General features: G+C 62.2%; 8 protein-coding genes and 1 tRNA gene. 4 read left to right on the forward strand and 5 right to left on the reverse strand.

Annotated elements, in window-relative coordinates; translation table 11 throughout:
• Positions 1–151: 151 nt before the first annotated feature.
• Positions 152–2923 carry an Rne/Rng family ribonuclease gene (locus PZL22_RS07395; protein WP_003533083.1) on the reverse strand — a complete coding sequence of 924 codons (2772 nt, stop codon included), beginning with the start codon at positions 2921–2923 and terminating at the stop codon, positions 152–154.
• Positions 2924–3680: 757 nt separating this feature from the next.
• Here PZL22_RS07395 and PZL22_RS07400 point away from each other — a divergent pair.
• The 3 genes from PZL22_RS07400 to prfB all read left to right on the forward strand — a co-directional run bounded on the left by PZL22_RS07400 (position 3681) and on the right by prfB (position 8961).
• Complete coding sequence (locus PZL22_RS07400) at positions 3681–4913, forward strand: N-acetylmuramoyl-L-alanine amidase (RefSeq protein WP_003533086.1); 1233 nt, start codon at positions 3681–3683, stop codon at positions 4911–4913.
• Positions 4914–5277: 364 nt separating this feature from the next.
• Positions 5278–7731 (forward strand): penicillin-binding protein 1A, encoded by a 2454-nt coding sequence (locus tag PZL22_RS07405; protein WP_284718585.1) that lies wholly within the window; start codon positions 5278–5280, stop codon positions 7729–7731.
• A 98-nt stretch (positions 7732–7829) separates the two neighbouring features.
• Positions 7830–8961, forward strand: a protein-coding gene (gene prfB, locus PZL22_RS07410) for a peptide chain release factor 2 (RefSeq protein WP_100208899.1) whose coding sequence is annotated in 2 segments (ribosomal slippage) — positions 7830–7898 and positions 7900–8961 — 1131 coding nt in all. Because the reading frame shifts where the segments join, the coding sequence is not laid out codon by codon here.
• Positions 8962–9461: 500 nt separating this feature from the next.
• Here prfB and PZL22_RS07415 read toward each other — a convergent pair.
• Together PZL22_RS07415 and PZL22_RS07420 are read right to left on the reverse strand one after the other, a co-directional pair.
• Positions 9462–9962 carry a hypothetical protein gene (locus tag PZL22_RS07415; protein WP_003533092.1) on the reverse strand — a complete coding sequence of 167 codons (501 nt, stop codon included), beginning with the start codon at positions 9960–9962 and terminating at the stop codon, positions 9462–9464.
• Positions 9963–10048: 86 nt separating this feature from the next.
• Positions 10049–10822, reverse strand: a complete 774-nt coding sequence (locus PZL22_RS07420; RefSeq protein ID WP_003533093.1) for an NAD kinase — start codon at positions 10820–10822, stop codon at positions 10049–10051.
• A 194-nt stretch (positions 10823–11016) separates the two neighbouring features.
• On the opposite strand from PZL22_RS07420, the gene PZL22_RS07425 reads away from it, so the two are divergent.
• Positions 11017–11092, forward strand: a tRNA-Thr gene (locus PZL22_RS07425).
• Between the two features lie 173 nt (positions 11093–11265).
• Here PZL22_RS07425 and PZL22_RS07430 read toward each other — a convergent pair.
• Together PZL22_RS07430 and PZL22_RS07435 are read right to left on the reverse strand one after the other, a co-directional pair.
• Positions 11266–11691 (reverse strand): bleomycin resistance protein, encoded by a 426-nt coding sequence (locus PZL22_RS07430; RefSeq protein ID WP_003533094.1) that lies wholly within the window; start codon positions 11689–11691, stop codon positions 11266–11268.
• Positions 11692–11806: 115 nt separating this feature from the next.
• Entirely contained in the window at positions 11807–12748 is a 942-nt protein-coding gene (locus PZL22_RS07435) for a LysR family transcriptional regulator (protein ID WP_003533095.1), read from the reverse strand.
• Positions 12749–12856 lie beyond the last annotated feature (108 nt).

A 12856-nucleotide genomic window follows, 5' to 3' on the forward strand; every position in this document is an offset into this window, starting at 1 on the left:
CTCCCTGCGGGAAAGTATAGAGCGGGATAAGGAAAAGCGTGTGCCGCTTTCCGTCCGGAAAGTGCGGAGTTTTCAAAGAGGCAGGTCACAACTGAGCCGCCACGCGCAGCATGAAAAAGCCCGGATCGCTCCGGGCTTTTTCCTATTCTTCTTAGAAGAAGCCGCGGCGCTGCCACCAGCCGCCCTTTTTGGGTTTTGTCGGCTCCTCTTCGCCCTCGCCCTTGCTGGACGTCACGACCGGCTCGGTAGCGATCGCCGACAGATCCCGGTTTGCGCGCGCGGGCTTTGCGCCTTCCAGATCGGCAACAGCTTCCTCCACGGCCTCGGGGGCGGCTTCGGTTGCTTCGGGTTGGGCCTCGACGGTCTTCTCGGCTACTTCATCGACACTCTCGGCCGGCTCCTCGGCCTTGACTGCTTTCTTGCGGCTGCGCCGGGGTTTTGCCGGTTTCGGCTCCTCCGCTGCTGCCTCGACGGCAGCGGCTGCCGCGATATCCGGTGACGTCTCCTCGGCTGGGGCGACTTCCGCCTCTGCGTCGTCGACGACCCCTTCGCCGGCGTCTGCAGCCATGCCGGTCTCGCCCTCGGCTTCGGCCAGTTCGTCCTGACGACTGCGGCGGCCGCCACGCTTGCCGCGGCGGCGACGCTTGCGCTTCTGCTCGCTATCGCCATTCAGGGCATCCGTAGCGTCGACTTCATCCTCGGCATCGTCCACGGCGGCTTCGTCGCCGGTCTCGTCCTCAGCCGCGTCGGCGGCGTCAGCGAAGGCCTCGTCCGCCCCCTGACCCGCACCCTTGCCGCGCCGGCGGCGACGACGCTTGCGCTTGCGGCCGCCTTGTTCGTCGGTCTGCCCCTTTTTCGGGTCCTGACGCTCGGCAGCAATCTCTTCCACTTCCTCTTCGTCGGATTCCTCCTCGATGAGGACCTCTTCTTCGTCTTCCGGCTCCGGCTCGAACTGCAGGATTTGGTCGATCCTCACCGGATTTTCGACCGGTTCACCGCGATCGATCGCGAAGTGCTGCGCACCGACATGAGCGTCCGCTTCGATGAAGATGGAGACACCGAAGCGCTGCTCGTAGTCCGTGATCGAACTGCGCTTCTGATTGAGCAGGTAGAGCGCGATATCGGGTGTCGTCCGCACGCTGATGTCGTGCGTGGTGTTCTTGAGCAGATGTTCCTCGATGCCGCGCAGGACATGCAGGGCAACGGAGGATTGCGAGCGAATGTGGCCCGTGCCGTTGCAGTGCGGGCAGGTCTGCATCGTGCTTTCCAGCACCGAGGCGCGGATGCGCTGGCGAGACATTTCGAGCAGGCCGAAATGCGAGATGCGGCCGACCTGGATACGGGCACGATCGTTCTTCAGGCAATCCTTGAGCTTCTTCTCGACGGAGCGGTTGTTCCGCTTCTCTTCCATGTCGATGAAGTCGATGACGATCAGGCCGGCAAGGTCGCGAAGGCGCAATTGCCGCGCTACTTCCTCGGCTGCCTCGAGATTCGTCTGGAGAGCCGTATCCTCGATCGAGTGCTCGCGCGTCGAACGACCGGAGTTCACATCGATGGAAACCAGAGCTTCGGTCTGGTTGATGATGATGTAGCCGCCCGACTTCAGAGTCACCTGCGGCTGCAGCATGCGATCGAGCTGTGCTTCGATGCCGGAGCGGGAGAAGATCGGATGCACGTCGCGATAGGGCTGCACCACCTTTGCGTGGCTCGGCATCAGCATCTTCATGAAGCCCTTGGCTTCCTTGTAGCCTTCCTCGCCCGAAACGACGATCTCGCTGATGTCCTTGTTGTAGAGGTCGCGGATCGATCGCTTGATAAGGCTGCCCTCCTCGTAGACGAGGCAGGGGGCAGTCGAGTTCAGCGTCAGCGTGCGGACGTTCTCCCACAGGCGCATGAGATATTCGAAGTCGCGCTTGATCTCGACTTTCGTGCGATTGGCTCCGGCGGTGCGCAGGATCACACCCATCCCCTGCGGCACGTCGAGACCGCGGGCGATCTCCTTCAGACGCTTGCGGTCCTGCAGGTTGGTGATCTTGCGCGAAATACCGCCGCCGCGCGCCGTGTTCGGCATGAGAACGGAGTAGCGGCCGGCGAGCGAAAGATAGGTCGTGAGTGCCGCACCCTTGTTGCCGCGCTCTTCCTTTGCGACCTGCACCAGCAGGATCTGCCGGCGCTTGATCACTTCCTGGATGCGGTATTGCTTGCGAGGCTTGCGGATATGACGATCCGCCACCTCTTCCATGGCATCTTCGGCGCCGACGGATTCGATGATTTCCTTTTCGCCGTCGTGATTGTCGTCGTCATCGTCGTCGTCACGCTGACGGCGCGCGTCGATATCCTCGGAGATCGAGTCGGTATCGACCACCGCGGCCATTTCGTTCTTGTCGCCTTCGCCGTCTTCCGACGGGCCGCTTTCAGGCGCCACGGCCTCTTCGCCGGCCTTCGGCTTCGCGCGGCGGGTACGCTTCGGCTTGGCCTTGGCCTTGGGCTTGGGCTTCTCCGCAGCGGCCTCAGCGGCTTCTCCGGCGGCCTCGGCGGCTTCGGCCTGTGCCACGACTTCGGCAACCGTATCGCCAGCCGGCGCGAATTTCTGTTCCGCCACGGTGTCGTTCGGCTCGTCATCGTCGCGGCGAGCCTCTTCGGCTTCCGCCTTCAACAGGGCCTGACGATCGGCGAGGGGAATCTGGTAGTAGTCGGGATGGATTTCGGCGAAGGCCAGAAACCCGTGGCGATTGCCGCCGTAATCGACGAAGGCCGCCTGGAGCGACGGCTCCACTCTGGTTACCTTCGCCAGGTAGATATTGCCGCGGATCTGCTTCTTATGTTCCGATTCGAAATCGAATTCTTCTATGCGGTTTCCGCGTACGACAACGACGCGCGTCTCCTCTGAGTGAGACGCATCGATAAGCATTTTCTCTGCCATCTAAGCTGTGCTCCTCGGCGCGGCGGGACGACAGACAGAGTGCCTTTTTCAAGAAGGCTGTCGAAGACGTCGGAGGCTGCGCCGGATATAAAAGGTCCTGTTTGGCGCAAGCGATGGTGCAGCAGCCAGACGGCAGCCGGAACGCTAAGGTCCCGGGGCCGCTCTACTTCTGACCGATACTGCTGAGTCACATCAAAGACCAAACAAGAATGCCAATGTCCTGGACCTCTGGAAGAGGCCCGATGAATGCGCCCGCTTCCGGGCATCCGGTGAAATTCACCATCAAGAACTCCGGCCACCGCCGGAAATTTGCGAACCAGTATACGGAGGAGGAAATGCGGCGACGGCGGATGAATTCCTGCGGCCGCGGAAGCTTGATACGGTTGCAACCGGTTGTTCCGGCTCGATCACTCCCTGGCGCCAAGCTCGTCTAAAAGCTCCGGCTGCCCGGCCGACGATTCTATCCCGTCAACACTTTCTCCTTGTGACGCTTTTATGTTTTCCATGTCACATTGGCAAGGGAAAAGCCTTTGCCGCCACAATATTGATCGATTCGCTTGCGCGGGTGTAACCGGACCTTCAGGAGAAGACTGCGCCGCTGAGGGGCGGTGCGGCGGCCCCCGTGTCAAGCTTTGGTTAACCCTGAGGGTTCATTGGTTGAGGGGCGGATAAGGGCAGCCGGGGAGACCTTCGCCGGTATATCGATTGGATGGATGCGGGGTTTCAGGTGAAGCGTTCGGCGACTAGGCTGTGTTCAATGGAGGCGATCGGGCGTCATCGCGGCATGCGCATGTTCGTCGCTGCCTTTGGTGCCGTTTTGCTTCTCTTGTCACCCGTGGCGGTCGTGCGCGCCGGCGAGCCGGTGCCTCTCCTCGCCTATGCCGCGCGGATTGCCGGCGACGATGCCCGCACGCGCCTGGTCATCGAGTTCGATCGCGAGCCGGCCTTCTCCATCCACTACGTCGCCAATCCCGTTCGCGTCATCGTCGACCTGCCGGAAACGTCGTTCGGACTGAAGCCGGAGAGCCTGCAGCCTCGCGGCTTGTTCGACGCCATCCGCTATGGCGGAATGGGGGCAGGGGCCTCGCGGCTCGTGCTCTCCGCCAACGGGCCGACGGAGGTGACCCATGCGGAAGTGAAGCCGGTGGAGGACGGGAAGGGCTTTCGCCTCGTGCTCGATGCTGAGAGGATCGGCCAGGACCGCTTCGACAAGCTCCTGGCCGAGCAGCAGTGGACGGGCACGGTGCCCTCCGCCAAGACCGACCGGCCGGCCGCCGCGCCGCCCCCGAAGGCCGGCGTTTTCGTGGTTGCGATAGATGCCGGGCATGGCGGAATCGATACCGGTGCGATCGGCGGCGTCACGAAAACCGAAGAGAAACATGTGACCCTTGCCTTCGCGAAGGAGCTGGTGGAACGGCTCAATCACGAACCCGGCATCGAGGCGTTTCTGACGCGGGAGCGCGACGAATTTCTCTCCCTGCCTCAACGCGTGCAGATCGCACGCCAGCGAGGCTCCAACCTGTTCATTTCGGTTCACGCCGACACGTTGCGGCAAAAGGAAATTCGGGGCGCCACGGTCTACACGATCTCCGACAAGGCGTCCGACCACCTCGCGGCCGATCTTGCCGCACGCGAGAATCTCTCCGACGAGATTGCCGGGATTCCGCTCGAAAGCGAGCCGGCCGAAGTCGCGGATATCCTCATCGATCTCACCCGCCGCGAAACGCAGGCTTTCTCGGTCAATCTCGCCCGAAGCGTCATTTCCTCGTTTGAAGGGCAGATCAAGCTGATCAACAATCCCCACCGTCATGCGGGGTTCCGCGTCCTGCAGGCGCCGGACGTGCCCTCGGTGCTGCTCGAGCTCGGTTTCCTGTCGAACAAGGAAGATGAGAAGCAACTGCTCGATGCGGAATGGAGGAAGAAGGTATCCACGCTGCTTGCGGACGCCGTGCAGCGCTACCGGAACTCCGCGGTTGCAAACGGCGGTTGAATGCGCAGGGCGTTCCGGGATCCTTGATTTCGCGCCTGCCCGACGCCACTGAGTGGGGATGTGATTTGTGTCGAGCCGGTAACAGCGATATGCTTTTCAGCAGATGCGCACCGTATAATCCGATAACAGCCCTATTTTACTCACAATCCGGGCCCCTTAGGGGGAGGGCGTCCCGATTTGTTGGGAAACGGTGTTGATGCTTCAGGTTCCTGGCCATATGAGGGAGCCCAAACGCGTATAACTGCAAATGCCAGACGATTTCTTTGGAAGAGTTTGGCGAGGTCGGCTTCCTTCGCGGAAAACGAGCGTTCGGGCATTCGGCGACCTCGCAATGGGACGATAATTAGATACCGGTACCTGACTGATGATCAGACTGATTGGATATTTTTTCGGCATTGGTGCGTTTCTGCTGCTTGGCACAGCCGCGGCCGTCGCGATCTATCTCGGCGCCATCACGAAGGACCTCCCCGATTACGAGGTTCTGGCCAATTATGCTCCGCCGGTGACGACACGCTTCCATGCGGGTAACGGCGCGCTGATGGCCGAATATGCGCGCGAGCGCCGGCTATATCTGCCCATTCAGGCAATACCCGATCGCGTCAAGGCCGCATTCATCTCGGCGGAAGACAAGAACTTCTACCAGCATCCGGGCATCGACGTGACGGGCCTCGCGCGCGCCATCGCCGTCAACCTGCAGAATTTCGGCTCCGGTCGGCGCCCCGTCGGCGCCTCGACGATCACCCAGCAGGTCGCCAAGAACTTCCTTCTGAGCTCCGACCAGACGCTCGATCGCAAGATCAAGGAAGCGATCCTCTCCTTCCGCATCGAACAGGCCTACAGCAAGGACCGCATTCTCGAGCTCTATCTCAACGAGATTTTCTTCGGGCTGAATTCCTACGGCATCGCCGGCGCGGCGCTGACCTATTTCGACAAGTCGGTGACGGAACTGACGATTGCCGAGACCGCCTATCTTGCGGCCCTGCCCAAGGGGCCGGCCAATTATCACCCGTTCCGCAAGGTCGAGGCTGCGATCGAGCGCCGCAACTGGGTGATCGATCGGATGGTCGAAAATGGTTACGTCACCAAGGCTGACGGCGAGGAGGCAAAGCAGCAACCGCTCGGCGTCAAGCCGCGCCGCGGCGGCGCGCACCTCTTCGCCTCCGACTTCTTCGCCGAGGAAGTGCGCCGCCAGATCATCGAGAAATACGGCGACAAGGCCCTTTACGAGGGCGGGCTTTCCGTGCGTACCTCGCTGGATCCGCGGCTGCAGATTGCGGCGCGCAAGGCGCTTCAGGACGGGCTTTTGAGCTACGACGAGCGGCGGGGCTTCCACGGACCGGTGAAAACGATCGAGATCGGCGGCGACTGGGGCGAGCCGCTGAGCAAGATCCCCATGCTCAGCGACGTGCCGGAATGGAAACTGGCGGTCGTGCTCTCGGTAGACAGCGAAGGCGCCGAAATCGGCATCCAGCCGGACAAGGAAGTCTCGGGCAAGATCGTTCCTGAACGGGTGACCGGGCGCATTGCCGCCAAGAACATGCAGTGGGCCCACCGCTCCGCCGGCGGCAAGCGCAAGAGCGCCAAGTCGCCGGAAGAGGTCTTCGGCCCGGGCGACGTCGTCTATGTCGAGCCGTTGGATGAGGCCGGCGAATATCGGCTGCGCCAGCCGCCGAAGGTTCAGGGCGGATTGGTCGCGATGGACCCGCATACCGGCCGCGTGCTGGCGATGGTCGGCGGGTTCTCCTACGGACAGTCCGAGTTCAACCGCGCGACGCAGGCGATGCGTCAGCCCGGTTCCGCCTTCAAGCCCTTCGTCTACGCGGCCGCCCTCGACAACGGCTATACGCCGGCATCGGTCATTCTGGATGCGCCCATCGAGATCGTCGCGGGCGGTCAGGTCTGGCGCCCCGAAAACTACGGCGGCGGCTCTGCCGGACCGTCGACGCTCCGCCTCGGCATCGAAAAATCGCGCAACCTGATGACGGTCCGGCTTGCCAACGACCTGGGCATGAACATCGTCGCCGAATATGCCGAACGTTTCGGGATCTACGACAAGATGGCACCGCTTCTTGCGATGTCGCTCGGTTCCGGCGAAACGACAGTGCTGCGTCTCGTTTCCGCCTATGCCGTCATCGCCAATGGCGGCAAGCAGATCAAGCCGTCGCTGATCGACCGGATCCAGGACCGTTACGGCAAGACCATCTTCCGCCACGAGGACCGGGCCTGCGAGAATTGCAATGCCGACGATTGGGAAGCGCAGGAAGAGCCGGTGCTGATCGACAATCGTGAGCAGGTCCTCGATCCGATGACCTCCTATCAGATCACCTCCATGATGGAAGGCGTCGTCGCGCGGGGGACCGCGGCAGGCAAGATCAAGCTCGATCGCCCTGTCGCCGGCAAGACCGGCACGACCAATGACGAGAAGGACGCCTGGTTCGTGGGTTACACTCCTGACCTCGTCGCGGGGCTCTATCTCGGCTTCGACGATCCGGCACCGCTCGGGCGCGGGGCGACCGGCGGCGGCCTGTCGGCGCCGATCTTCAACGCCTTCATGCAGAAGGCCGTGGAGGGTACCCGCCCCGGCAAGTTCGTGGTGCCGGAAGGCATGAGCCTCATTCCCGTCAACCGCAAGACCGGCATGGCGGCCGTCGAGGGCGAGCCGGACACGATCATCGAAGCCTTCAAGCCGGGAACCGGCCCTGCGGACACCTTCTCGGTCATCGGCGACCTCGACGAATATGCGCCGCCGGAAGAGATATTGAGAACCTCTCCGCAGGCCAACCAGGCGGTAACCTCCGGCTCCAACGGACTGTTCTGACCCCTTTCCATTGCACGCAATGCCCGTCGCCTTTACATCGGCGGCGGGCATCGCTATTTGACCGTCACGTTCGAAAAATCACCTGAAGAAGCAGGATCATGCGCAGCGAAATCGAGAACATCGTCGACGAAATCAAGCAGGCCATAAGCCTGCTGAGGAGGCATCTTTGACTGGGACCAGGCGGTAAGACGACTGGACTGGTTGAACAACAAGGCGGAAGACCCGTCGCTCTGGAACGACGCGGCCGAGGCGCAGAAGCTGATGCGGGAGCGCCAGCAGCTCGATGACGGCATCAATGGCCTGCGCCGCTTCGAGCAGCAGCTCAACGACAACATCGAGCTCATCGAACTCGGTGACGAGGAGGGCGATTCGGCGATCGTCGCGGAGGCCGAGGAAGCGCTTCGCCAACTGCGCGGCGAGGCGGCGAAAAAGCAGGTCGAGGCCATGCTTTCGGGCGAGGCCGACCAGAACGACACATATCTCGAAGTCCATTCGGGCGCCGGCGGCACGGAAAGCCAGGACTGGGCGAACATGCTGCTTCGCATGTATACCCGATGGGCCGAACGCCAGGGCTACAAAGTCGAGCTCATGGAAATCCAGGACGGGGAAGAAGCGGGCATCAAATCGGCCACGCTCCTCGTCAAGGGGCACAATGCCTATGGCTGGCTGAAGACGGAATCGGGCGTGCATCGCCTCGTCCGCATTTCTCCGTATGACAGCAATGCTCGCCGTCATACGTCCTTTTCGTCCATCTGGGTCTATCCCGTCGTGGACGAATCGATCCAGATCGACATCAACGAAAGCGATTGCCGGATCGATACCTACCGCTCCTCGGGCGCCGGCGGTCAGCACGTCAATACGACCGATTCGGCCGTGCGCATCACGCATATGCCGAGCGGCATCGTGGTGCAGTGCCAGCAGGAACGCTCGCAGCACAAGAACCGCGCCAAGGCATGGGACATGCTTCGCGCGCGGCTCTACGAGGCTGAACTGAAGAAGCGCGAGGAGGCGGCCAACGCCGAGGCGGCATCGAAGACCGATATCGGCTGGGGTCACCAGATCCGCTCCTACGTCCTGCAGCCCTACCAGCTGGTGAAGGATTTGAGGACGGGAGTCGAAAGCAGCAGCCCGGGCGACGTGCTCGACGGTGAACTGAATGAATTCATGGAGGCAGCCCTTGCGCATCGCGTCAGCGGCGGCGCGGATGCGGCCGTCGACGACCTGAGCTGATTGCCAGTGCTCCGGTGTTGAGGGGGCATGCGCGGCGTGCGGCCTACGCTGAAAGCCGCCCCTCATCCGCCTGCCGGCACCTTCTCCCCGCAGGCGGGGAGAAGGGACAAGCGGCGCCAACTGAACCCCGCATTCACCGCCCGCCCGAGGGAGCGAGTGGGCGCGGCATATCCCTTCTCCCCGCCTGCGGGGAGAAGGTGGCGGCAGCCGGTTGAGGGGCAATCCCGACCGAGCGGGGTTGAGGCGGTTGGGTTCGCGAGGGATCCCTTTCATGAGCAGTATCCGCCGCACCGGCGCGCAAGAGATATGTGCATGCCGTAGCGTTCTGACGGGGAGAAGGGACATGCGGGTTCCTCCCTGTGCTCCTTCTACGCCCGTCCTATGCTCCTTCTACGATGGAGAGGGGGCTGGGATTTTGCGGCTTGTCTCTTCGCCCCGCTTGCGGGAAGAAGGTGCCGGCAGGCGGATGAGGGGCGAAGTTCGGTGCTCACATCTAACCCTCAATTCGTCGCCCGCTCGATCTTGATGTCGCCGAGCTCATCGATGAGGACCGTCCAGGACTCGGGCTCGGTCGCGCCAGCGTCGGTCTTCAGATAAACCGTCGCGAACATGCCCGGCTGCGGCGTGATCCCCGTCGAGGTTTCGGGGCGAATATCGGTGACATAGGGTTTCAGCGCCGTGAATTCCTCGAGTTCCGCGGAGGAAACCACCTCGGGGCCGGTCGGAGTTGAGGCGATCTGTTGCAGATGGACCTGCGCGGTGCCGTCCTCCTGTCGAATGGCAATCAGTTTATAATAGCCGCGCCGTCCCCCGGGCGCAGCAGACTTCGCACTCTTGTCGCCGTCGCTGTTTTCGTCCGGCTGCAGCGCGCCGCCGCTCTCCTCCCAAAAGCCCGTGCTCGTCACGAAGATGACATTCGGGGGCAGGAGGTCGCTTTCCTGGGCGCATAGCCCGCCTGCGGGCAGGGTCAGGCAGAGCGTTATCAGCAGGGCCTTGTGCATGTGGATATCCTTCGCAACCGAACGCCGGGACCGCGAGGCACGCTACCGCCCGTGATCATACCATATCGCTCGTGCAACGTGTGATTTCAATTGGAGAACTGCTCGGCCAGGATTCGATCGGACCAGGAATGGTCCGGATCCGAAAGGATCCGCGCAGTGAGCTTCTCCGATTCGGCGATGCGGACATGCACGACGGACTTGACTTCCTGGTGATCGGCCACGGCGTTGACCGGTCGCTTGTCGGCCTCGAGGATTTCGATGTCCACTGTTACGTGATTCGGCAACAGCGCCCCGCGCCAGCGCCGCGGCCGGAAGGGGCTGACGGGCGTCAGCGCCAGAAGCGGCGCTTCCAACGGCAGGATCGGCCCGTGCGCAGAAAGATTATAGGCGGTGGAGCCCGCAGGCGTTGCCAGAAGCAGCCCGTCGCAGGTCAATTCGTCGAGCCGCGTCTTTCCGTCCACCATGACCTTCAGCTTCGCGGCCTGGTAGGACTGGCGAAAAAGGTAAACCTCGTTGATGGCAAGCGCGGTGAACTTATCGCCGTTGACGTCCGTTGTGCGCATTTCGAGCGGATGAAATGCGTTTTCGTCGGCATTGGCGATTCGCTGATGCAGGTTCTCGGTGCTGTAGCGGTTCATCAGGAACCCGACCGAGCCGCGGTTCATCCCGTAGACGAGCTTGCCGGTATTCATCGTCCTGTGCAGCGTGTGCAGCATGAAGCCGTCGCCGCCCAGCGCAACGATCACGTCGGCCTTGTCCGGATCATGATCCCCATAGACGGCCCGGAGATCCTCGGCCGCCTTCTGCGCTTCCTCCGCCGGCGATGCGATGAAGGCAAGGGAGTTGAACTTGCGGGCCATGAACTCAGTCCGTCTGTCATTGCGGGGGCAGGGGCGCTTCCGCTTGTTTTCACATCAATTTAGGCGGGCGGCGCTGTAGACGCCACGGTCGCTTTTTCTGGCACGGCCTCGGCGCGAACGCATCCGAAAAATTGGGAGAAGCTGCATTTTTGCTTTACACCGGGGGAGAATATGGTAACTCCCAGCGCTAATATGCCCTTATAGCTCAGTTGGTAGAGCGGCTGATTTGTAATCAGTAGGTCGGGAGTTCGAGTCTCTCTGGGGGCACCATATCTCTTTTTCGCGGTTATTTTTGCTTCGGTTTTGGTGTTGATCCGCACTCGGAATTGGAGATGCGGCAAATCGTTTCGCCGATTTGTCTGGTTCGGCTGCGTACTAGGGCCAACAGGCTCTCATATGGCCCTGCTGAACTCCGCTTCAGCGGGCCAAGATGAGAAGCAGCCTCATGAAGTTCGGGGGCGGCGCCCCAAAGGCTCATAGAACCGTAGCAAGTATCCGTCGGGATCCGCGACCACGAACTGGCGATTGCCGACCTCTTCCTCACCCCTTCGATACCAGCGTTCTTCGAGGGGGAGGTAGAGCGCGATTCCCCTGTCGGTCAATGCTCGGACCAGGGCGTCGGCTGAGGCAACCCGAATTTGGACGTTCAGCCCCTTTCCAAAGGGATAACTCTGCGGAAGGTGGCCGTCCTCGAAGGTACGCCCCGTGCCGATCTGATCAATCATGAGTTCCGCGCCGTCCAGACTTAGATAACAAAAGCCCTCTTCCGGCCGTTCGTAGTCGCACGAGAAACCGAGGATATTACAGTAGAGTTCTTTGGAAGCCTGCCAATCGGAGACAGCGAACTCTGGCACCAGCGCGTTGCTCATCTTGAAGTCTCCGGGTTTCCCAAATGCCTCCCCATACCGATCACCGGCGCCCTCTGCGCCTTGAGAATGCCTTGGCTTCGAGGCGGATACGGGCGGGAGGTACGAAGCAATATCATCAAATCTCGAACGATGCCGCTGGCCTCGGATCGACCTCGCGGCAGCGCTCCAGCGCCTTGATCAGATTTTCCGCCAGAAAGTCGATGAGGGCGCGGGTCGCGGGCAGCAGGCCGTGGCGCGAGGGGAAGACGAGGTGGACCATAACGTTGCCGGAGGTCCACTCCGGCAGGACCGGAACCAGGGCGCCGGTTCGGAAGGCGCGCTCGCAAATATGGTCGGGCAGCAGCGCTATGCCCATGCCTTCGATGGCCGCGCGCTCGAGGATGAGAAAATCGCTGCAGCCGACGACGGGCCGGTGAGCGATCTCGATCGCTCCCCCGGTTGCGTGTACGAGCCGCCAGACATCATTGGGGTGCTGTTCGTTCATCGACAGCGTCGGCATTTGCGAAAGATTGTCGGTCGTGATCCCGCCGAGGCGCGCGAGAAGCGTCGGGCTGGCGGCGAGGCGTTGGCGCACCTCGCCGAATTTGCGGACGATCAGCTGGCTGTCGGTGTCGAGCTGGTCGCGCGCGCGCAAGGCCACGTCGATCCGTTCCTCGATGAGATCGATCCGCCGGTTGGAGGCGGTGATCAGCAGGCGGACGCCCGGATATCGGCGGTGGAAGGCGGGCAGGATGTCGGCGAGCATCGGTGTGAAGCCGATAGGACAGGCGAGCCGGACGACGCCCGTCGGCTCGGCGCGCACTGCGGCGATCTCGGCTTCGGCTGCGGCCACGCCGTCGAGCAACCCCTGGGCGTGCTCGTAGAAGATGCGGCCGACCTCGGTCATCCGAAGCTTGCGCGTCGAGCGCTCGAGCAGGCGCACGCCCAATTGCTCCTCCAGGCGTGCGACATGTTTGCTGAGCTTGGATTTCGGCACGTTCAGGTCGCGCGCGGCGGCGCTGAAGCCGTTGTGTTTGACGACTGCGGCGAAGAGCGCGATATCGTTGAGATCCTGCATGAGTGCCTCCCATCAAAGGCGGTATCGACGATCGGTGCAGCTCGTCGTCCATTGGAGGGCGACGATTGGAGCCCAGGCGGCCACCTGTTCGCGATATATGCCGAATTG

Source organism: Ensifer meliloti (genome assembly GCF_030064585.1).
Classification (GTDB): Bacteria; Pseudomonadota; Alphaproteobacteria; order Rhizobiales; family Rhizobiaceae; genus Sinorhizobium; species Sinorhizobium meliloti.